Annotated in this window: 15 protein-coding genes and 1 pseudogene; 4 read left to right on the plus strand and 12 right to left on the minus strand. The window is 73.7% G+C overall.

What is annotated here, in order from left to right:
* Positions 1 to 40: 40 nt before the first annotated feature.
* From ABD269_RS02245 to ABD269_RS02255, 3 genes are all read right to left on the minus strand, one after another.
* Complete coding sequence (locus ABD269_RS02245) at positions 41 to 1,264, minus strand: NADP-dependent isocitrate dehydrogenase (protein ID WP_344115490.1); 1,224 nt, start codon at positions 1,262 to 1,264, stop codon at positions 41 to 43.
* A 240-nt stretch (positions 1,265 to 1,504) separates the two neighbouring features.
* On the minus strand, positions 1,505 to 1,912 hold the full coding sequence (locus ABD269_RS02250) for a DUF3017 domain-containing protein (protein WP_344115492.1): 408 nt from the start codon (positions 1,910 to 1,912) through the stop codon (positions 1,505 to 1,507).
* Positions 1,902 to 2,771 (minus strand): bifunctional methylenetetrahydrofolate dehydrogenase/methenyltetrahydrofolate cyclohydrolase, encoded by an 870-nt coding sequence (locus ABD269_RS02255; RefSeq protein ID WP_344115494.1) that lies wholly within the window; start codon positions 2,769 to 2,771, stop codon positions 1,902 to 1,904. Before ABD269_RS02255 ends, ABD269_RS02250 begins: the two co-directional genes overlap by 11 nt.
* 161 nt (positions 2,772 to 2,932) lie before the next feature.
* On the opposite strand from ABD269_RS02255, the gene ABD269_RS02260 reads away from it, so the two are divergent.
* Positions 2,933 to 3,628, plus strand: a complete 696-nt coding sequence (locus ABD269_RS02260) for an RDD family protein (protein WP_344115496.1) — start codon at positions 2,933 to 2,935, stop codon at positions 3,626 to 3,628.
* Positions 3,629 to 3,704: 76 nt separating this feature from the next.
* Here ABD269_RS02260 and purH read toward each other — a convergent pair whose 3' ends face one another.
* Together purH and purN are read right to left on the minus strand one after the other, a co-directional pair.
* Positions 3,705 to 5,285 carry a bifunctional phosphoribosylaminoimidazolecarboxamide formyltransferase/IMP cyclohydrolase gene (gene purH, locus ABD269_RS02265; protein ID WP_301892962.1) on the minus strand — a complete coding sequence of 527 codons (1,581 nt, stop codon included), beginning with the start codon at positions 5,283 to 5,285 and terminating at the stop codon, positions 3,705 to 3,707.
* Complete coding sequence (gene purN / locus ABD269_RS02270; RefSeq protein WP_301892964.1) at positions 5,282 to 5,914, minus strand: phosphoribosylglycinamide formyltransferase; 633 nt, start codon at positions 5,912 to 5,914, stop codon at positions 5,282 to 5,284. Before purN ends, purH begins: the two co-directional genes overlap by 4 nt.
* Positions 5,915 to 6,305: 391 nt before the next feature.
* On the opposite strand from purN, the gene ABD269_RS02275 reads away from it, so the two are divergent.
* Complete coding sequence (locus ABD269_RS02275; protein WP_344115499.1) at positions 6,306 to 7,034, plus strand: hypothetical protein; 729 nt, start codon at positions 6,306 to 6,308, stop codon at positions 7,032 to 7,034.
* Between the two features lie 159 nt (positions 7,035 to 7,193).
* Here the strand turns inward: ABD269_RS02275 and ABD269_RS02280 are convergent, their stop codons facing one another.
* The 6 genes and pseudogenes from ABD269_RS02280 to ABD269_RS02305 all read right to left on the minus strand — a co-directional run bounded on the left by ABD269_RS02280 (position 7,194) and on the right by ABD269_RS02305 (position 16,562).
* Complete coding sequence (locus tag ABD269_RS02280; RefSeq protein WP_344115501.1) at positions 7,194 to 9,437, minus strand: cell division protein PerM; 2,244 nt, start codon at positions 9,435 to 9,437, stop codon at positions 7,194 to 7,196.
* 197 nt (positions 9,438 to 9,634) lie between these two features.
* Positions 9,635 to 10,519 (minus strand): succinate--CoA ligase subunit alpha, encoded by an 885-nt coding sequence (gene sucD, locus ABD269_RS02285; RefSeq protein ID WP_116213476.1) that lies wholly within the window; start codon positions 10,517 to 10,519, stop codon positions 9,635 to 9,637.
* Positions 10,520 to 10,539: 20 nt separating this feature from the next.
* Positions 10,540 to 11,715, minus strand: a complete 1,176-nt coding sequence (sucC, locus tag ABD269_RS02290; RefSeq protein WP_301892969.1) for an ADP-forming succinate--CoA ligase subunit beta — start codon at positions 11,713 to 11,715, stop codon at positions 10,540 to 10,542.
* Positions 11,716 to 11,967: 252 nt separating this feature from the next.
* Complete coding sequence (locus ABD269_RS02295) at positions 11,968 to 12,993, minus strand: VWA domain-containing protein (RefSeq protein ID WP_344116017.1); 1,026 nt, start codon at positions 12,991 to 12,993, stop codon at positions 11,968 to 11,970.
* A 231-nt stretch (positions 12,994 to 13,224) separates the two neighbouring features.
* Positions 13,225 to 15,465: pseudogene (locus ABD269_RS02300) on the minus strand (DUF5682 family protein); the annotation flags it as partial.
* Entirely contained in the window at positions 15,462 to 16,562 is a 1,101-nt protein-coding gene (locus tag ABD269_RS02305) for an ATP-binding protein (protein ID WP_344115505.1), read from the minus strand. The gene ABD269_RS02305 and the pseudogene ABD269_RS02300, both read right to left, overlap by 4 nt.
* Positions 16,563 to 16,690: 128 nt before the next feature.
* Between ABD269_RS02305 and ABD269_RS02310 the strand changes: the two genes are divergently transcribed.
* Both ABD269_RS02310 and ABD269_RS02315 read left to right on the plus strand, forming a co-directional pair.
* Positions 16,691 to 18,070, plus strand: coding sequence for an SWIM zinc finger family protein (locus tag ABD269_RS02310; RefSeq protein ID WP_344115507.1), 1,380 nt, complete (start codon positions 16,691 to 16,693; stop codon positions 18,068 to 18,070).
* A gap of 53 nt (positions 18,071 to 18,123) precedes the next feature.
* The gene (locus ABD269_RS02315; RefSeq protein WP_344115509.1) at positions 18,124 to 19,737 is read left to right on the plus strand and encodes a DUF5691 domain-containing protein; all 1,614 of its coding nucleotides are present in this window, start codon (positions 18,124 to 18,126) and stop codon (positions 19,735 to 19,737) included.
* On the opposite strand, the gene icmB is transcribed toward ABD269_RS02315, so the two are convergent.
* Positions 19,727 to 20,128, minus strand: coding sequence for a coenzyme B12-dependent isobutyryl CoA mutase small subunit (icmB, locus tag ABD269_RS02320; protein ID WP_301892977.1), 402 nt, complete (start codon positions 20,126 to 20,128; stop codon positions 19,727 to 19,729). The two genes, ABD269_RS02315 and icmB, sit on opposite strands and share 11 nt — an antisense overlap.
* Positions 20,129 to 20,210: the final 82 nt, after the last annotated feature.

Consider the following 20,210-nt stretch of genomic DNA (forward strand, 5'->3'; position numbering starts at 1 on the left):
CGGCCAGGGACGGGCGGACCGCCTCCGCTTGCGGCAAGGGTCAGCGGGCGGCGGCCACCCGCTTCTTGAGCTTCTCGTCCAGCGCGTCCAGGAACTGCTCCGTGGTCAGCCACGGGGCGTCCTTGGAGATCAGCAGCGCCAGGTCCTTGGTCATCTGACCGCCCTCGACGGTCTCGACGCACACCCGCTCCAGCGTCTGCGCGAACCCGGTGACCTCGGGCGTGCCGTCCAGCCTCCCCCGGTGGGCGAGGGCCCGGGTCCAGGCGAAGATCGACGCGATCGGGTTGGTCGAGGTCGGCCTGCCCTGCTGGTGGTGGCGGTAGTGGCGGGTGACCGTGCCGTGCGCGGCCTCGGCCTCCAGGGTGCGGCCGTCGGGCGACATCAGGACCGAGGTCATCAGGCCCAGCGAGCCGAAGCCCTGCGCGACGATGTCGGACTGCACGTCGCCGTCGTAGTTCTTGCAGGCCCAGACGTAGCCGCCCGGCCACTTCAGCGCCGAGGCGACCATGTCGTCGATCAGCCGGTGCTCGTAGGCCAGCCCCGCCCGCTCGAAGTCCGCCCGGAACTCGGCGTCGAAGACCTCCTGGAAGAGGTCCTTGAACCGACCGTCGTACTTCTTCAGGATCGTGTTCTTCGTGGAGAGGTAGACGGGGTAGTTCCGGTCCAGGCCGTAGCGGAACGAGGCGCGCGCGAAGTCGCGGATCGAGTCGTCGTGGTTGTACATCCCGAGCGCCACCCCCGGCCCCGGGAACTCGTGCACCTCCAGCTCGGTCGGCTCCGAGCCGTCCTTCGGGGTGAAGGTCATGGTGAGGGTGCCGGGGCCGGGGACCTTGAAGTCGGTCGCGCGGTACTGGTCGCCGAAGGCGTGACGGCCGACGACGATCGGCTCGGTCCAGCCCGGCACCAGCCGCGGCACGTTGGCCATGAGGATCGGCTCGCGGAAGATCACCCCGCCGAGGATGTTGCGGATCGTGCCGTTGGGCGAGCGGTACATCGCCTTCAGGCCGAACTCCTCGACCCGCGCCTCGTCCGGCGTGATCGTCGCGCACTTCACCCCGACGCCGTACTCCTCGATGGCCCTGGCGGCGTCGACCGTCACCTGGTCGCTGGTGGCGTCGCGGTGCTCGATCCCCAGGTCGAAGTACTTCAGCTCGACGTCGAGGTACGGAAGGATCAGCTTGTCCTTGATGAAGGACCAGATGATGCGGGTCATCTCGTCGCCGTCGAGCTCGACGACGGGGTTGGCAACCTTGATCTTGGCCATGGGGAGATCTTCGTCCCGCACGCCCGCCCAGTCACGTCTCCCACGCGCGCGCTTTCCGCTGTGTGCGGCCGTCCCTGCACCGTACGGGCTCGGTGGGGCGGTGGCTTTCGGCCTGTGCGGGGATCGCGGCCGCATCAGCCGCCTCAAGCCCGTCCGGCGATTGAGGACACCGCCGCGCAGCGGTGGTGCGGAACAGTGCGGCCCGCAGACGACGACGCGGCCCGGACACCGACCGCCGACTCACACCGTGAAGTGCAGTACGTCCTCCAGGAGCGGGATCTTCACCCAGGCGTGCGGCTGCGCCATCAGCGTCAGCAGGACGATCGCCAGGCCGAGACCGCCGTACGTGAGCATGTCGGTGAACCGCGAGCGCACGGCCAGCATGCCCACCGACGGCAGCGCCCAGCGCAGCGCAGCGCCGCCGAGCATCGCCAAGCCGACCAGCAGCGTCCCGACCCGGAAGACGTCGAACGCGACGAGCAGCAGGCCCAGGCCCGTCACCCCCAGCACGGCCAGCAGCGGCCACTGGCGCGCGGGCGCCGGGGCGTCACCGGGGGCCGCGCGCCCGCCCCCCTCGGGGCGGGCGGTGTCCCGGGTGAGCTGGAAGCGGCGCGACTTGCCGGGGCCCGGGCCCGTCTCAGCCCGCATTGCCGATCCCGGCGGCGCGCTCCGCGGCCTCCACGACGTTGACCAGCAGCAGCGCGCGGGTCATCGGGCCGACGCCGCCGGGGTTCGGGGAGATCCAGCCGGCCACCTCGGAGACGCCCGGGTCCACATCGCCCATGATCTTGCCCTCGCCGTCCCGGCTGACGCCCACGTCGAGCACCGCGGCGCCCGGCTTGACGTCCTCCGGCTTGATCAGGTGCCCGACGCCCGCCGCGGCGACGATGATGTCCGCCTGGCGCAGCTGGGCCGGCAGGTCACGGGTGCCGGTGTGGCAGAGGGTGACGGTGGCGTTCTCGGAACGGCGGGTCAGCAGCAGCCCGATGGAGCGGCCGACGGTGATGCCGCGGCCGACGACCACGACGTGCGCGCCGTTGATCTCCACCTTGTGGTGGCGGAGCAGCTCGATGATGCCGTTGGGGGTGCAGGGCAGCGGTCCGGGCACGCCCAGGACGAGACGGCCCAGGCTCATCGGGTGCAGGCCGTCCGCGTCCTTGGCCGGGTCCATCAGCTCCAGCACGCGGTTGGTGTCGATGCCCTTGGGGAGCGGGAGTTGGACGATGTAACCCGTGCACTCCGGGTTGTCGTTGAGCTCGCGTACGACCGCCTCGATCTCCTCCTGCGTGGCGGTGTCGGGAAGTTCGCGCTGGATCGACGCGATGCCGACCTGGGCGCAGTCACGGTGCTTGCCGGCCACGTACCACTTGCTGCCGGGGTCGTCGCCGACGAGGAGCGTGCCGAGACCGGGCGTGACGCCCTCGGCCTTCAGCGCTTCCACGCGGGTGATGAGTTCGGACTTGATCGCGGCTGCGGTGGCCTTGCCATCGAGAATCTGGGCGGTCATGCCACCCATACTCCCGGATGGACCGGCGCTCGTTCCAATCAGGTCACGTCCTTACGCGCGCCGTATATCACGCGTTCCCTGTGCCTACGATGATCCGCGCCGTGGCGGATGCCACGGCCGTCCCCAGTTCAGCCCGGCACCGACCGCTCGAAGGACCCCAGGTGACCCACCCGAACCCGCCCGGCCAGTACCCGTCCTACCCCCAGCAGCAGCCGGGCCAGCCGTATGGGCAGGTCCCGCAGCAGCCGCACCCGGGACAGCCGTATCCGGGGCAGCCCTACCCCGGCCAGCCCTACCCGGGGCAGCAGTACCCCGGCGCCGGCTACGGCTACCCCGGCCAGGACCCGTACGCCATGCAGCGCCCGCCGCTCGCCGGCTGGGGTTCGCGCGTGGGCGCCTCCCTGCTCGACGGCCTGATCGGCGGCCTGATCCCGATGGTCCTGTTCGTCGTCGGCCTCGTCATGATGGTCTCGGCCGCGAAGGACACCACCTGCGACAGCTACTCCAGCTCCTCCGCGTACCAGAGAACCTGCACGGTCGACTCGGTCGACACGGGTGCGATGACGACCGGCGTGATCATGTTCCTCATCGGCACCGTCGCCGCGCTCGTGATCGGCCTCGTGATGCTCTACAAGCAGGGCAAGACCGGCCAGACGTGGGGCAAGAAGATCGTGGGCATCAGCGTCCTGCGTGAGCGCGACGGCATGCCGACCGGCTTCGGCATGGCCTTCGTCCGCAACCTCTGCCACATCGCCGACGGCTTCTTCTACCTCGGCTACCTGTGGCCGCTGTGGGACGAGAAGAAGCAGACCTTCGCCGACAAGATCGTCAGCACGGTGGTCGTCCGCACCAAGTGACCGGCCGCTCACGGCAGGACGAGGCCGCGCCCCGGGATTCCGGGGCGCGGCCTCGTCCGTTTTCCGTCAGTTGCCGTCAGTGGAAGAAGTGGCGCGTGCCCGTGAAGTACATCGTCGCGCCCGCCGCCTTCGCGGCCTCCACGACCTGCTCGTCACGGACCGAACCGCCCGGCTGGACCACGGCCTTGACGCCCGCCGCCAGGAGGACCTCCAGGCCGTCCGGGAAGGGGAAGAAGGCGTCGGAGGCCGCGTACGAACCGGCCGCGCGCTCCTCGCCCGCGCGCTGCACCGCGAGCTTCGCCGAGTCGACGCGGTTGACCTGGCCCATGCCGACGCCGACCGTGGCACCGCCCTTGGCCAGCAGGATCGCGTTGGACTTCACGGCGCGGCACGCGCGCCAGGCGAAGGCCAGCTCGGCGAGCTCGTCGGCGGAGAGCGCCTCGCCCGTGGCGAGCGTCCAGTTGGCGGGGTCGTCGCCCTCCGCCTGGAGGCGGTCCTTGGCCTGGACGAGCGCGCCGCCCTCGATCGGGCGGTACTCGCCGACCGCGCCCGGGGCGTCGGGGCAGCTCAGCACGCGGATGTTCTTCTTGCGGGCCAGCACCTCGACCGCGCCGTCCTCGTAACCGGGCGCGACGATGACCTCGGTGAAGATCTCCGCGACCTGCTCGGCCATCGCCACCGACACCGGGCGGTTGACGGCGATGACGCCGCCGAACGCCGACAGCGAGTCGCAGGCGTGCGCCTTGCGGTGCGCCTCGGCGACGTCCGAACCGACCGCGATGCCACAGGGGTTGGCGTGCTTGATGATCGCGACGCAGGGCGCCTCGTGGTCGTACGCCGCCCGGCGCGCGGCCTCGGTGTCGACGTAGTTGTTGTACGACATCTCCTTGCCGTGCAGCTGCTCGGCGACCGCCAGACCGGTGCCCGTGCCGTCGGTGTAGAGCGCGGCGGGCTGGTGCGGGTTCTCGCCGTAGCGCAGGACCTGCTTGCGGCTGAGGACGACACCGGCGAAGTCGGGCCACGGGCCCTCGTCGGCCGCGTAGCCGTCGGCGAACCAGCTGGCCACCGCCACGTCGTACGCGGCCGTGTGCTGGAACGCCTCGGCCGCGAGCCGCTTGCGCGCCGTCAGATCGAACCCGCCGTCCGCGGCGGCCTTGAGCACCTCGGCGTAGCGGCCGGGGTTGACCACGACGGCGACCGAGGGGTGGTTCTTGGCGGCGGCGCGGACCATGGAGGGGCCGCCGATGTCGATCTGCTCCACGCACTCGTCGGGCGAGGCGCCGGAGGCGACCGTCTCCTTGAAGGGGTAGAGGTTGACGATCACGAGATCGAAGGGCTCCACGCCCAGCTCGGCGAGCTGCTCCCGGTGCGAGGCGAGCCGCTGGTCGGCGAGGATTCCCGCGTGGACGCGCGGGTGGAGGGTCTTCACCCGGCCGTCCAGGCACTCGGGGAAGCCCGTCAGCTCCTCGACCTTGGTGACCGGGACGCCCGCGGCGGCGATCCGCCCGGCCGTCGAACCGGTCGAGACGAGCTGGACGCCGGCCGCGTGCAGCCCCTGGGCCAGCTCCTCGAGCCCCGTCTTGTCGTAGACGCTGACCAGCGCGCGGCGGATGGGCCGCTTCGCGCCGTTCGTACCGTTGGTGCCTTCGGCAGTCACGGGATTCTTACCTTTCGTCCCTCTATGCGGTAGCCGTTGTGGGCCAGACGCCCCACGACATCGACGAGCAGCTCTCGCTCGACTTCCTTGATCCGCTCGTGCAGCGCGGATTCGTCGTCCTCGTCCCGGACCTCGACCACGCCCTGCGCGATGATCGGCCCGGTGTCGACGCCGTCGTCGACGAAGTGGACGGTGCACCCGGTCACCTTCGCGCCGTACGCGAGCGCGTCGCGCACGCCGTGGGCGCCGGGGAAGCTGGGCAGCAGGGCGGGGTGCGTATTGATGATCCGCCCCCCGAAGCGGGCCAGGAACTCCTTGCCCACGATCTTCATGAACCCGGCGGAGACCACGAGGTCCGGCGCGTACGCCGCCGTCGCCCCGGTCAGCGCCCGGTCCCAGGCGTCGCGCGTCGGGTGGTCCTTCACCCGGCAGACGAAGGTGGGCAGGCCGGCGCGCTCGGCGCGCTCCAGCCCGGCGATGCCGTCCCGGTCGGCGCCCACCGCCACGATCCGCGCGCCGTAGCCGTCCGGGTCGGCGGCGATCGCGTCGAGCAGGGCCTGGAGATTGGTGCCCGAGCCGGAGACCAGCACGACGAGCCGGGCGGGGAGCGCGGGAGGCGGGGAGGCCACGGTGGGGCCCTTTCTCGCGGGTGGTGCGGTTTGTATGGTCGTACAAGCCGGAGGGGTCCCCGAATACGGGGGACTCTACGAAGCCGCCGACCGCCAGCAACGATACCGGCACGCGGAACGGCCCCCACGGGACGGGGGCACGCACGGGAGGTAGCGTCTGGAAGCAGCGCACGGAAAGCGCGGGCCACGCGCATGGAATCCGAGCGCGACGCCGTACGTTCGGTGTGCAGTACGTCATGGCGTGCGGGGCACGCCTGCGACGTACAGGACGACGACACAAGGGGAAGACACACTCCACATGCCGGACCGACGCCTCCACGCGGCTCACCGCTTCCCGCTGCCCTCCGAGGCCCTCCGGGGGGCGGCTGTTCATCCAGGGAGGACCGCCCGCATGTCCCACGACCACCCCTCCCTGGACAAGCAGCCGCCCTCGGACGAGCACCAGGACAATCCCTTCGCACCGCCGCCGGAGGGCCGGGCCGACCAGCCCTGGCAGCCGCGCGAGCACCCCGAGGGGCGCGGCGGCGAGAACGGCGACGACACCGGGGAGGGCTCCGGCCGGGAGGGCGGGCAGCCGCCCGCCTGGGGCAGCCAGTGGAGCAGCAGGCAGCCCGGCCGCCACGACGGCGGCTTCGGCGGCGGCCCGGGCGGCCAGCGCCCGCAGCCCGGCGGCCCGGGCGGCCAGGGCGGCGGCCTGCGCTGGGACCCGACGGACCCGGCACAGCGCCGGGCGCGCTACGCGCTGCTCGCGGGCCTGTGGGGATTCTTCTTCGCCCTCTTCAGCATTCCGCAGGTCGCACTGCTCCTGGGCGCCCTGTCCGTGTACTGGGCCATCAGCTCCCTGCGCGCGAAGCCGCAGGCGGAACGCCGCCCGGACCCCGACACCCCGCCCCCGCCGCCCCCCGCCCCCGGCACGGCCCGCCCCCAGACCACGGCGGCCGTGAGCGGCCTGGTCATGGGCGCCCTGTCCCTCGCGATCGTGGCGTCGACGTTCGCCTTCCAGATCGTCTACAGCGACTACTACACCTGCGTGGACGACGCCTTGACCCAAACCTCCCGCCAGTCCTGCGAATCCCACTTGCCGAAGCAACTGCGCCCATTGCTGGGGGCTCAGGACTGAGGGGGCTTCTCAAACGCCGGACGGGCTGGAAAATCCAGCCCGTCCGGCGTTTGAGGACAGCGCGCGAAGCGTGCTTCGGGGGTCTGGGGGCTTGCCCCCAGTTTCGGGAAGGGGCGGGGCTGGGGAACAAGCCCGCCGCAGGCGGAAACGGACCCGCGCTCACGCCCCGTCCGACGGCCGGCTCAGATCGCGCGGCTCGAACTCCGGCACGAGCCCGCCCCCGGAATCCCGCAGCGCAGCCCACCGCACCTGCCGCGCCCCCGTCTCGTGCCAGGCCGCCACCCCCGCGTCGTACGCCGCCCCCACGACCACCCCCTCCACCGGCACCCGCACCGCTTCGGCGGCCGCCGCGTGCCGCCCCCGCCCCTTCTTCGCCGCGGGCCGCCACCAGCCACGCGCCCACGGCCACTTCGGCTCGCGCTCGGCCTCAAGGACCGCGGCCCCGGCCCGCTGCCGGACGGCGGGCCCGGGCAGGACCAGGGAGGCGGGCGACGGCGCGGGCCGCACCGGCAGCTCCTCCACGGCCTGGGCCCCCTCGGGCTCGCGCACCTCAGGCTCAAGCACCTCAGGCTCGAGCACCTCGGGCTCAAGCACCTCGGGCTCACGCTCTCCGGACTGACGCGCCCGGACCTCACGGATCCGACGCTCACGCCGCGTCGTCTCCCGCCTCGCGCCCGCGCGCCTCGACGGCTCACGAGCCGCCGCCTCACGCCTCGCCGCCTCGGGGGCCGGAGCCTCACGGACCAGCGCGGCCTCGGCGGCCGGACGCTCCGACGGCTCCGGCTCCGCGCTCTCCACCGGCGGCTCCGCCTCCTCCGGAGGGGCGGAGCTCGCGCAGAACCCCAGCCACGCCCCGGCCGCCCGCACGGCCGCGCCACCCGGCCACCGGCGCGGCCGCGCGGCCGGTTCGGGCCCCGCCTCCGCCGGGTCCTCCGTCGCGCACGGCGCCTCGCCGGACCCCGGCGGGACCATCCCCAGGGCCGCCACGGCCCCCTTGCACCACGCGGGCACCGGCTCCGGCTGCCGTGCCCGGTGGCGCGGCGCGCGGACCGGGGCCGGGGCCGCGGCCGGCTTCCGCCGGGCGTGCCGCCGTACCCAGCGCAGGATCAGCGCGCCGGGCACGCCGAGTGCCGTCGTCCAGACCAGCGCCGCGGCGCCCACGAGCCACCAGGGCGGGCCGAAGTCCTCGAGCGTGGCGCGGCCGAGCGGGCCGGACGCCGCGAAGGACAGGACGGCCATCAGCACCGCGCAGAGCACCGCGCCCAGCGCGGCGGTCGCGGCCGTGCGGCCGGCCTTCGAGCGGCGCAGCGCCTTCGGCTCCCGCGGTACGGTCGCGAAGGCGATCGCGACCCCCGCGCCGGCCGACAGCGCCGACGCCAGCGCCAGGGCCACCGGCCCGGACGCGCCGGGCGGCGGCAGGGCCGCGAAGAGCGGGAAGCGCGGCATCAGCGGATAGCCGGCCACCCCCAGTGGGCCGACGGCGCCGTCCACGCCGACCGTGAACCCGGGCCCCAGCCCGTACGCCGCCGCCCACACGACCGCGTTCGGCAGCAGCGCCAGGCACAGCAAGAGGACGGCGACGCGGCCGGACCACGCGACGGTCATCTGGAGCAGCGACTGCTGGGCCACGGCCGCGTGCAGGACGAGCGAGCCCGCCAGCAGCAGCGCGCCGCCGCCGAGCAGGGCGCCGGTGCCGACGGCCCCGGTCCGTACGACCTCCGCCAGCCGGGGGCGCGTGAACCAGCGCCGTACGCCCCTGGGGAGCCCCTCCAGCGCACGGCGCGCGAACGGCGGGGACGTCATGCCGGGGAAGCCCGCCGCGGCCCACGCCCCGGCGCCCACGGTCACGCCCGCGAAGAGCGGCAGGTGCAGCAGGGCGCTCAGCGGCGCCACCGGGAGGGGGCCGGAGAAGGCGTAGAGCGCGGCGGCCGCGGCCACCAGGAAGTAGCCGCCGAGCAGGACCGCGATCGCCTTGCGCGGGGTCAGCCCGGCGTGGCCGTCCGGGCCGGGCCCGGGGAGGCCGTCGGGCGCGTCGTCCGGCGGCGGGTCCTCCACCGGGTCGAGCGCGTGCCGGGTGGCCCGGTAGAGCAGCCAGCCCGGGAGCACCGTGAACAGCAGGGGCGTCAGGCCGATCGGCGCGGGCGTGCCGGAGAGCGTCTCGGTGCGTACGAGGTGCGCGCCGTGCGCGAGCAGCCACAGTGCGGCGGCGACGCGCAGGGCCGTCGCGGGGCCGCTGTCGGGGTACGGGGAGGAGATCCACAGCGCCAGGACGACCACGGCGAGCGTGCCGAGCCCGAGGCCCGCGGCGACCATCCCGCCGAGGAACACCGCGCCCGCCGGTGGCCCCGCGGCGGTGGACCTGCTCCGCGAAGGCAACGGGCTGTGATCGGCAAAAGGGGTCACGGGGCCATGCTGCCAACAAGATGGCTTTCGTACGGGTAGCAGGCAAATAGCCGTCGTGTCGCCCGGATTCGTTTATGCACCTTTTAACCCTGGCGGGCGCGCGAGTTCACCCGGGCGGCCCCGCGGAACGGCCGTGGGCCCGCACCCCTGACGGGATGCGGGCCCACGGCCTGGAACCGTACGGTTCAGACGAACACTCAGGCGGAGAGCGCCTCGCGCGCCAGCAGAGCGGTCTCGGACGGCGTCTTGCCGACCTTCACGCCCGCGGCCTCGAGGGCCTCCTTCTTCGCCTGGGCGGTGCCGGACGAACCGGACACGATCGCACCGGCGTGGCCCATCGTCTTGCCCTCGGGCGCGGTGAAACCGGCCACGTAGCCGACGACCGGCTTGGTGACGTTGGCCTTGATGAAGTCCGCGGCCCGCTCCTCCGCGTCGCCGCCGATCTCACCGATCATGACGATCAGGTCGGTCTCGGGGTCGGCCTCGAACGCGGCGAGCGCGTCGATGTGCGTGGTGCCGATGACCGGGTCGCCACCGATGCCGACGGCCGAGGAGAAGCCGATGTCACGGAGCTCGTACATCATCTGGTAGGTCAGCGTGCCCGACTTGGACACCAGACCGATGCGGCCGGGCTTGGTGATGTCGCCCGGGATGATGCCGGCGTTGGACTGGCCCGGGGTGATGAGACCGGGGCAGTTCGGGCCGATGATGCGGGTCTTGTTGCCCTTCGAGCCCGCGTACGCCCAGAAGGCGGCGGAGTCGTGGACGGCGATGCCCTCGGTGATCACGACGGCCAGCGGGATCTCGGCGTCGATCGCCTCGACCACGGCGGCCTTGGCGAACGCCGGCGGCACGAAGACGACGGTGACGTTCGCACCGGTCTTCTCCATCGCCTCGGCGACGGAGCCGAAGACCGGCACCTCGGTGCCGTCGAAGTCGACGCTCGTGCCCGCCTTGCGCGGGTTCACGCCACCGACGATGTTGGTGCCGTCGGCCAGCATGAGCTTGGTGTGCTTCATGCCCGTGGCGCCGGTCATCCCCTGGACGATGACCTTGCTGTCCTTGGTGAGGAAGATAGCCATGGTTGTGGAGTCCTCGTCCCTTACTTCGCAGCCAGCTCGGCGGCCTTGTCGGCCGCGCCGTCCATGGTGTCCACGCGCTGCACCAGCGGGTGGTTGGCGTCGGACAGGATCTTGCGACCCAGCTCCGCGTTGTTGCCGTCGAGGCGGACGACGAGCGGCTTGCTGACGTCCTCGCCCTTGGCCTTGAGCAGCTCCAGGGCCTGGACGATGCCCTTGGCGACCTCGTCGCACGCGGTGATGCCACCGAAGACGTTGACGAAGACGGACTTGACGTCCGGGTCGCCCAGGATGATCTCAAGACCGTTGGCCATGACCTCGGCGGAGGCACCGCCACCGATGTCGAGGAAGTTGGCCGGCTTGACATTGCCGTGCTTCTCACCGGCGTACGCGACGACGTCCAGGGTGCTCATGACGAGACCCGCGCCGTTGCCGATGATGCCGACCTCGCCGTCGAGCTTGACGTAGTTGAGGCCCTTGGCCTTGGCGGCGGCCTCGAGGGGGTTGGCCGCGGCCTTGTCCTCGAGCGCCTCGTGCTCCGGCTGGCGGAAGTCGGCGTTCTCGTCGAGCGAGACCTTGCCGTCGAGGGCCAGGACGTCGCCGCCCGCGACCTTGGCCAGCGGGTTGACCTCGACGAGGAGCGCGTCCTCGGCGACGAAGGTCTTCCACAGGGTCACCATGACCTCGGCGACCTTCTCGGCGACCTCGGCCGGGAACTTCGCCTGGGCGACGATCTCGCGGGCCTTCTCGATGGTCACACCCTCGTTGGAGTCGACCGGGACCTTCGCGAGGGCCTCGGGGGTCTTCTCCGCGACCTCCTCGATGTCCATGCCGCCCTGCACCGAGGCCATGGCCAGGAAGGTGCGGTTGGTGCGGTCGAGGAGGTACGAGACGTAGTACTCCTCGACGATCTCGGGAGCGGTCTCGGCGATCATCACCTTGTGGACCGTGTGGCCCTTGATGTCCATGCCGAGGATGTCCGTCGCGCGGGCGACGGCCTCGTCAGGGGTGGCGGCCAGCTTCACGCCGCCGGCCTTGCCGCGGCCGCCGACCTTCACCTGCGCCTTGACGACCGACTTGCCGCCCAGCCGCTCAGTGGCCTTGCGCGCCGCCTCAGGCGTGTCAATGACTTCACCGGCCAGCACCGGTACACCGTGCTTGGCGAAGAGGTCCCTCGCCTGGTACTCGAACAGGTCCACGCGCGTCCGTCCCTTTTCCATGGATATCGCGGTTCGTTGTCTGCGCGGGCGTGCCGCAGGCCAGCGTGACGACGCGATCTTTTACGAGGGCGGCACACGTTCACCGTTGACGCGGCATGTCCGTCTCGCAGGTTATCCCCGAGGGACGGAGGTCCCTAAATCGCAGGTCACACTCCGGCCGTGATTACGCTCACAGATCGCACACGGCACGCTCACGGATCGCACGCGGATCGCACGCGGAGCCGCCTCCCGTCAGGGCTCCGGGACGGGCAGCGGACGCTTCTCCAGCGCGGCGGCCATCACCTCCGGGAAGTGGTCGGGAGTGCAGGCGAAGGCAGGCGTGCCCAGGGCGGCGAGGGCCGCCGCGTGCTCCCGGTCGTAGGCAGGGGCGCCCTCATCGGACAGCGCGAGCAGCGTCACGAAGGACACACCGGACGCCTTCATCGCGGCGACCCGCCCGATCATCTCGTGGCGTATCCCGCCCTCGTAGAGATCACTGATGAGGACGACAACGGTCTCCGCCGGGCGGGTGATCCGTGACTGACAGTAGGCGAGCGCCCGGTTGATGTCGGTGCCGCCGCCGAGCCGGGTGCCGAAGAGCACCTCGACCGGGTCGGCCAGCTGGTCGGTGAGGTCGACCACGGCCGTGTCGAACACGACGAGCCGCGTGTCGAGGGACCGCATCGAGGCGAGGACCGCGCCGAAGACGGCGGAGTGCACGACCGAGGCCGCCATCGAACCGGACTGGTCGATACAGAGGATCACCTCCTTGCGCACCGACCGCGCCGCCCGCCCGTGGCCGACGAGCCGCTCCGGGACGACCGTGCGGTGAGCGGGCAGGTAGTTCTTGAGGTTGGCCCGGATGGTGCGGTCCCAGTCGATGTCCCGGTGCCGGGGCCGGGCGACGCGGGCCGACCGGTCGAGGGCGCCGCCGACCACCGCCCGGGTGCGCTGCGTCAGGCGCTTCTCCAGCTCCTGGACGACCTTGCGGACGACGGCCCGCGCGCTCTCCCTCGTGGTCTCCGGCATCACCTTGCCGAGCGACAGCAGGGTGCCGACGAGATGCACGTCGGCCTCCACGGCCTCCAGCATCTCCGGCTCAAGCAGCAGGGTGGACAGCCCGAGCCGGTCGATGGCGTCACGCTGCATCACCTGAACGACGGACACCGGGAAATACGAGCGGATGTCCCCCAGCCAGCGGGCCACGTACGGCGCGGACCCCCCGAGCCCCGCGCCCCCGCGCGCGTCCCCGTAGAGCGCGTCGAGGGTCCGGTCCATATGAACGTCATCCCCCCGAAGCGCCGGACTGCCGCCACCCGCGTCACCCCCGAGCACAAGCCGCCACCGCCGCAGCCGCTCGGCTTGAGAGCCTGAGGGCGACCAGGGCTCACATCCCGGGTCCGCGAACTCAGCCCGTCCGGCGTTTGAGGACCGGGGTCCGGGGCGGAGCCCCGGTTCGGGAAGGGGCGGGGTGGGGAAAAGACCCGCGTCAGCGCCCCCCGCGCCCGCGCCCAACAGCACGCGCAGCACAGGCACCACCGCCACCGCCCGCGCTTCATCCACCCCCGCTCCAAATCCGGACGCACCCCGCGAAACCACCGCCCCGCCCCGACGAACGAGCTCACCCAGAGCCCGCCGCACCCCCACCCCGTACGCGGAAAACGTGCGCCGCAAGAGCGGCAACACCCCGGTGAAGGAGATCGGCGGCACGGACACCAGCCACGCATCCACCAGCCCGCGCAACCGCTCGTCGTGGACGAGCAGCATCCCGCCGGAGTCCCCCTCGCCCAGGAACCCCTCGATCCACGCGGCCGCCTCCACCGGTGCGACCGCGCCCGAGAGAGCGAGCCCCATGAGCAGGGCGGCGCGGTCCTGCGTCAGCCCGCCGTCGTCCAGCAGCAGCCGCGTGGCCCGTCCCCGGATCCCGCCGGGCAGCCTGTCCCGCCCGGCGAGGAGCCGCAGCACTCCGGCCCAGCGCTCCCGTATGCCGGGGGCCACCGCGGGCTCCGGTCCGGCGAGCAGGCCCACCGCGTGGTGCACCGCGTCCAGATGGGCGCGCATGTCCGCCGCCGCGTCCGCGTCCAGGCCGGCGCAGGCGGCGGGGAGGCCGACGAAGACGCGCTCGGCGAGGCCCGCGGCCACCTCGCCGAGGGCGGCGGTGTCCGTACGGCGCACGTCGCCGTACCGCACGGAGCGGACCAGCGGGGGCAGGGCCGAGGCCAGGTGCGCGACGTCCGTGTCGAGCGCCGCGCGGTCGGCGAGGGCGCGCATCACCGTGGGGAGGGCGTCGGGGAGCCCGGCGAGCAGGCACCGTTCGGCGAGGGCCGTGAGACCGGCGAGCGCCGGTGTGCGGGCCGCCTCGGCCTCGGCCTTCGCCGTCGCGGCGGCCTCGACGGTCGTCCCCCACGCGCCCGCCTCGGCGACCCGTACGGACAACTCTGGCTCCCAGCACAGCCGCCAGGTCTCCCGGAAGGTGCCCGTGCCGCCTCGGGGGCGCACCGGTTCGCCCCAGTCGACGCCGAGGAGCCGGAGCCGGTGCAGCAGCCGGCTGCGGGTGGCGTCGGTGTCCTTGCGCAGGTCGAGCTCGCGGTCCCGGGCGGCGGCCTCCGGCTTGAGCCGCAGCGTGCGCTGGAGGCGGGTCAGGTCCCGCCGCAAGGGGGTGGCGGGCGCGGAGTCGGGCACTTCGCCGAGGTCGTCGCCGATGACGAGGCGCTCCGTCACCAGGGCGAGGGGCGCGTCGGAGCCGTCGCACATCACGGACCGGACGGCGTCGAGGGTCTCGGTGAGCCCGGCGAGCGGGCGGCCGCGCAGGGCGGCGAGGGTGTCGGCGAGCCGTACGGCCTCGATGACGTGTGCCGGGGAGACGGGGTGGTCCTCGGCGCGCAGCAGCCGGGCGACCTCGGTCATCCAGCGCTCGACGGGCCGGTCGGGGGCGTGGAAGAGATGGCCGTACCAGCCGGGGGACTCGATCCCCGCGCCGTAACCGCTGTGACGGGCGAGGCGCCTGTGGGTCCAGGGCACCCAGCTGAGCTCGGTCCTGGCCTTGGGCAGCCCCTTGAGCTCGGCCCGGTCGGCGGCGACGGTCCGCTTCCCGGTGAGCGCCGGGACGTGCCAGGCGCCGCAGACCACGGCCACCGCGTCGCCGAACTCCCGCCGCGCCTCCCGCAGTTTCAGCCGCATGTGCGCCTCGCGCGCGGCGTCCCGGCCGCCGTCGTCACCGTGCGCCGACCGCAGCTCGGCCATGGCCTCGGCGAGGGCCCGGAACGGCGCGAGCGCGTCGCCCGCGCGCGGGGTGCCCCGGTGCTCGACGGCATCCTCCCACCAGCGCTCGGGATCGTCGTGGCCCGCGGCCTCCGCGAGCGCGGCCAGCGGATCGGCCCTCTCCTTCCGGCTTGTGTCGCCGGGCAGTTGCTCCTGGTCGCGCAGTGCGAGTGTGTGGGCCGCCGGCAGGTCGATGAAGCGTACGGGCACGCCGTGGGCGAGGGCCCAGCGGATCGCGGTCCACTCCGGGGAGAACGCGGCGAGCGGCCAGAACACGGACCGCCCGGGGTCGTCGACGGCGTGGGCGAGGAGGGCGACGGGCGGCCGCATGCCCTCGTCGGCGGCGAGGTGGACGATCGCGTCGGCCTCGGGCGGGCCCTCGACGAGCACGGCCCGCGGCGCGCACAGGTCGAGTGCCGCCCGGACGGCCCGCGCCGACCCGGGGCCGTGGTGGCGGACGCCCAGCAGGGCCGGGCCGGTCCCGCTCATGCGGCGGCCTCCCGGCACGCGCGGTAGAAGTCCTTCCAGCCGTCCCGTTCGCGGACGACCGCCTCCAGATACTCCTGCCACACGAGGCGGTCCGCCGCCGGGTCGCGGATCACGGCGCCCTGTATCCCGGCGGCCATGTCGCCCGCGCGCAGGACGCCGTCGCCGAAGTGGGCGGCCAGCGCGAGTCCGCCGGTGACGACGGAGATCGCCTCGGCCGTCGAGAGCGTCCCCGAAGGGGATTTGAGCTTGGTTCGGCCGTCGGCGGTGACCCCGTCGCGCAGCTCGCGGAAGACGGTGACGACGCGCCGGATCTCGGCGGCGCCGTCGGGGACGGCGGGCAGGCCGAGGGAGCGCCCGATCTGGTCGACGCGCCGGGCGACGATGTCGACCTCGGCCTCCGCGGTGGCGGGCAGGGGCAGGACGACGGTGTTGAAGCGGCGGCGCAGGGCGCTGGAGAGCTCGTTGACCCCGCGGTCGCGGTCGTTGGCGGTGGCGATCAGGTTGAATCCGCGCACCGCCTGCACCTCCTCCCCCAACTCGGGGATGGGCAGGGTCTTTTCGGACAGCGCGGTGATGAGCGTGTCCTGCACGTCGGCGGGGATGCGGGTGAGCTCCTCGACGCGGACGGTCGTGCCCGCGGCCATGGCGCGCATGACGGGGCTGGGCACGAGCGCCGCGCGGCTCGGGCCTTCGGCGAGGAGGCGGGCGTAGTTCCAGCCGTAGCGCATGGCCTCCTCCGGGGTGCCGGCCGTGCCCTGCACCAGCAGGGTGGAGTCGCCGCTGACGGCGGCGGCCAGGTGCTCGGAGACCCAGGTCTTGGCGGTGCCGGGCACGCCGAGCAGGAGGAGGGCACGGTCGGTGGCGAGGGTGGCCACGGCCACCTCGACGGTGCGGCGCGGGCCCACGTACTTGGGGGTGATCACCGTGCCGTCGGGCAGGGTGCCGCCGAGCAGATAGGTGGCGACGGCCCACGGTGACAGCCGCCAGCGCTCGGGGCGGGGCCGGTCGTCGGCCGCCGCGAGGGCCTTGAGCTCCCCCGCGAAGGCGTCCTCCGCGTGCGGGCGCAGAGCTTCGGTCTCGATTCCGGGCACGGTCACAAGTCCCCCTCGTTCGTGCGGTTCCGGGTCACGTGAACAACCCTGCACCACACCACTGACAATCGGCCCCGGCGCCGGGAAGCCGCAGGTCAGGGCGATTGTCAGTGGGGAGTCGTAGCGTTTGGGACATGAATCCGCAGGGGGAACGCTGGACGGAGGATCGGGTGCTGGCACTGGCGCCTGACGAACCATCACGCAAGGCGGGCGGCAGGCTCGCGGCGCCGGGCCCGTGGTCGGGCGCGGGGGCTCGCACGGGCGGGGGCGCGGGCGCGGTGTGGGGGGAGTGCGCGGGCAGCGGCGGCGAACCGTACCGGACGGCCGTGGATCTCGACGGCGCCGACGGCCCCGGCTTCCACTGCTCCTGCCCGAGCCGCAAGTTCCCGTGCAAGCACGCCCTCGGCCTGTTGCTGCTGTGGTCGGCGGACGAGGAATCGGTTCCGGTCACGGACGGGCCGCCGCCGGACTGGGCCGGGCAGTGGCTGGACCGGAGACGGCAGCGGGCGGAGTCGGCGGCGCCGCCCTCCGGACCCACGGACGCCGACGCGGCGCGGCGCCGCGCGGAGCTCCGGGTGCGGCGCATCGCCTCGGGGGCGAGGGAGTTGGAGCAGCGGCTCGGCGATCTGCTGCGCGGCGGTCTCGCGGCCGCGGACGGTTCGGAGCACGGGCCGTGGGACGAGACGGCCGCCCGCATGGTCGACGCGCAGGCTCCCGGACTGGCCGCGCGGGTGCGGGAGTTGGCGTCCGTGCGCGGCTCCGGCGGCGACTGGGCCTCGCGGCTGCTGGCCGAGTGCGCCCTGCTGCACACGCTCAACCAGGGCTTCCTGCGCCTGGACGGGCTCCCCGAGCCCTTGGCCGCCACGGTGCGGACGCGGGTCGGCATCACCTCCGACTCCGCGGCGCTGCTCGCCTCCGCCACGCCCGTCCGCGATCACTGGCTGGTCCTGGCGCAGTCCGACGGCGACGACGGCCGCCTGATCACCCGCCGGATCTGGCTCCGCGGCCGGCGTACGGGCCGCATGGCGCTGCTCCTGTCCTACGGAGCAGCGGGCCGGGCACCGGAGTTGTCGTTGCCCACGGGCCTGTCCCTGGACGCGGACCTCGCCTATTACCCGTCGGCCCGCCCCCTGCGCGCCGCCCTGGGCACCCGCCACTCCGACCCCGGGCCCAGCCCCGGGCCGCCGCCAGGCGGCGATGTCGGCCAAGCACTGGCGGCGTACGGCGAGGCGCTGCGCGACGACCCGTGGCTGGACGCCTGGCCGGTGCTCCTCGCCTCCGTCGTCCCGATACCGGACGCGGAGGGCGGCTGGCAACTTGCCGACGCCCAGGGCGATTCGGCGCTCCCCGTCGACCCCCGCCACCGGGACCGTACGAGCCTGTGGCAGCTCGCCGCGATATCCGGCGGCCGCCCCGTCACGGTCTTCGGCGAATGCGGCCACCGCGGCTTCGCCCCGCTGTCCACGTGGGCCCCGGAACCGATCCCACTGTCACCCGGACCGTCCGGCCCCTGAGGGGCAGGAGGTCCGGGACCGGCGCCCGTACGACCACACGAAAGGGCAAGCGCATGAACACCACTTGGGACGAGCTGGTATCCGCCGCCCTGCTCGGCACCGAGCGGCGCACCCCGCCCGCGCTGCCGCGGGATGGCCGGGACGCCACCGCGGCCCTGCTGGACGCCGCGGCCCTGCACACCGTCCGGCGGCGTGCCGGGCTCGTGCCCGCCACCGCCCGCGCCCGGCCGGAGCCCGCGCCCGCGGACCCCCGGCCCGCGCTGCCGCCCGCGGCGCGGCGGCGGCTGGCGCTGCTGCTCGCCGACCGCTCCGGGTCCGGGAGCGGCGGAGGGCGGCGGGTCGGCGCGCCCGATCTCACGGAGCTGCTGCCGCAGTGGCTGTCGACCGCCAACGCGCACGGCTATCAGGCGCCCGCCGAGCTGCTGCCCGCGCTGCTGGAAGCGGCCCGCGCCCGTACGGATCTGCGTCCCGCGGCGCTCGCGCTCGGCGGCCCCCGGGCGCGGTGGCTGGCCGGGCTCAACCCGCAGTGGAAGTACGCGCTCCGCGCCGGGCCGGCCACGGTGTCCGGCCACGCGGCGGCAGCGGGCCGGGCCGGCGCCGACGAGGCACGCCAAGTGTGGGAGGAGGGGCTGTTCGCCGAGCGGGTGGCCCTCCTCGTCTCGGTGCGGCGCCGCGATCCGGCGGCCGCGCGGGAGCTGCTCACGAGCACCTGGCAGACGGAGCGGGCCGAGGACCGGCTGATGTTCCTGGACTCGCTGCGCGAGGGTCTCTCCCCCGGCGACGAGCCGTTCCTGGAGCGGGCCCTGGCCGACCGGAGCCGCAACGTCCGGAGCACGGCGGCCGAGCTGCTGGCGGCCCTCCCCCGTTCCGCCCTCGCGCGGCGGATGGCCGAGCGGGCGCGTACGTGCGTGGCCCTGGAGCGGACGGGCGGTGCCGCCCGGATAGTGGTCGAGGCACCGCACGAGTGCGACAGGGGCATGCAGCGGGACGGCGTCGTCGCCACTCCGCCGTCCGGCCGCGGCGAGCGGTCGTGGTGGCTGGGCCAGGTGGTGGAGGCGGCACCGCTGGCCCTGTGGCGGGAGCGGTTCGGGGGCCGCGGCGCCGAGGCGGTCGTGGCCCTGCCGGTCGCCGACGGCTGGCAGCCGGAGCTGCACGCGGCCTGGTGCCGGGCCGCCGTGCGTCAGCGGGACGCGGAGTGGTCACGGGCCCTGCTCGGCCCGGCCACGGCGCCCCAGGAAGGGTCGTCGTGGCGGGATCCGGCCAAGCTCCTGTCGGCGCTGCCGCCGGGGGAACGGGCGGAGTGGGTGGCCGAGTTCATCGCGGCGCACGAGCTGTCGGAGGCATTCCGGCTGCTGGGCGTGTGCGAGGTGCCGTGGGCGGAGCCGCTGGGCACGGCCCTGGTCGACGCGCTCGACATCGCCCGGGACGCGGGCGGCTACCCCTGGAGCTTCAGCGGGGTGATGGGCCTGGCCGAGCGCTGTCTGGACCCGGCGCAGGCGGACCGGCTGGAGGTGCTCACGGCGCTCTCCGACGAGCCGCCCTCCGCGTCACCCGGCGCGGTCGCCTATTGGGCGGAGGCGTTCGGCCGGCTCGTCGGTACGTTGCGCCTGCGTGCGGTGATGGCCGCGGAGTTGACGGGCCGAGGCCGTGCGCCCCTCACGCCCTGACGTGCTCGTTGACCCACTCCACGATCGACGCCGTCGTCGCGCCCGGGGTGAAGATCGCGGCCACGCCCTGCTCCTTGAGCGGGGCGATGTCCGCCTCGGGGATGATGCCGCCGCCGAAGACCTTGATGTCCGCCGCGTCGCGCTCCCGCAGCAGCTCGATCACCTTGGCGAAGAGCGTGTTGTGCGCGCCGGAGAGGATGGACAGGCCGATCGCGTCGGCGTCCTCCTGGATCGCGGTGTCCACGATCTGCTCCGGTGTCTGGTGCAGGCCGGTGTAGATGACCTCCATGCCGGCGTCGCGCAACGCACGGGCGATGACCTTGGCCCCGCGGTCGTGACCGTCGAGCCCCGGCTTGGCCACCACTACGCGGATCGGACCGGTCACTCCCATCACTGCCTCCAAGTACGACAAGTACGACGCCGGCGACCGGCCGAGAGGATTCCCCCCACCCTGGGGGGCGGGGATGTGAACG

This window comes from Streptomyces blastmyceticus (genome assembly GCF_039521185.1).
In the GTDB taxonomy this organism is placed as follows: domain Bacteria; phylum Actinomycetota; class Actinomycetes; order Streptomycetales; family Streptomycetaceae; genus Streptomyces; species Streptomyces blastmyceticus.

Excerpts from the sequence above, each read along its gene's own strand:
- ABD269_RS02295 (WP_344116017.1), bottom strand. The coding sequence starts at position 12,993 with ATGGACCGGACCCTCGACGCGCTCTACGGGGACGCGCGCGGGGGCGCG.
- ABD269_RS02275 (WP_344115499.1), top strand. The coding sequence starts at position 6,306 with ATGTCCCACGACCACCCCTCCCTGGACAAGCAGCCGCCCTCGGACGAG.
- ABD269_RS02315 (WP_344115509.1), top strand. The coding sequence starts at position 18,124 with ATGAACACCACTTGGGACGAGCTGGTATCCGCCGCCCTGCTCGGCACC.
- ABD269_RS02250 (WP_344115492.1), bottom strand. The coding sequence starts at position 1,912 with ATGCGGGCTGAGACGGGCCCGGGCCCCGGCAAGTCGCGCCGCTTCCAG.
- icmB (WP_301892977.1), bottom strand. The coding sequence starts at position 20,128 with ATGGGAGTGACCGGTCCGATCCGCGTAGTGGTGGCCAAGCCGGGGCTC.
- sucD (WP_116213476.1), bottom strand. The coding sequence starts at position 10,519 with ATGGCTATCTTCCTCACCAAGGACAGCAAGGTCATCGTCCAGGGGATG.
- ABD269_RS02310 (WP_344115507.1), top strand. The coding sequence starts at position 16,691 with ATGAATCCGCAGGGGGAACGCTGGACGGAGGATCGGGTGCTGGCACTG.
- ABD269_RS02255 (WP_344115494.1), bottom strand. The coding sequence starts at position 2,771 with ATGACCGCCCAGATTCTCGATGGCAAGGCCACCGCAGCCGCGATCAAG.
- ABD269_RS02245 (WP_344115490.1), bottom strand. The coding sequence starts at position 1,264 with ATGGCCAAGATCAAGGTTGCCAACCCCGTCGTCGAGCTCGACGGCGAC.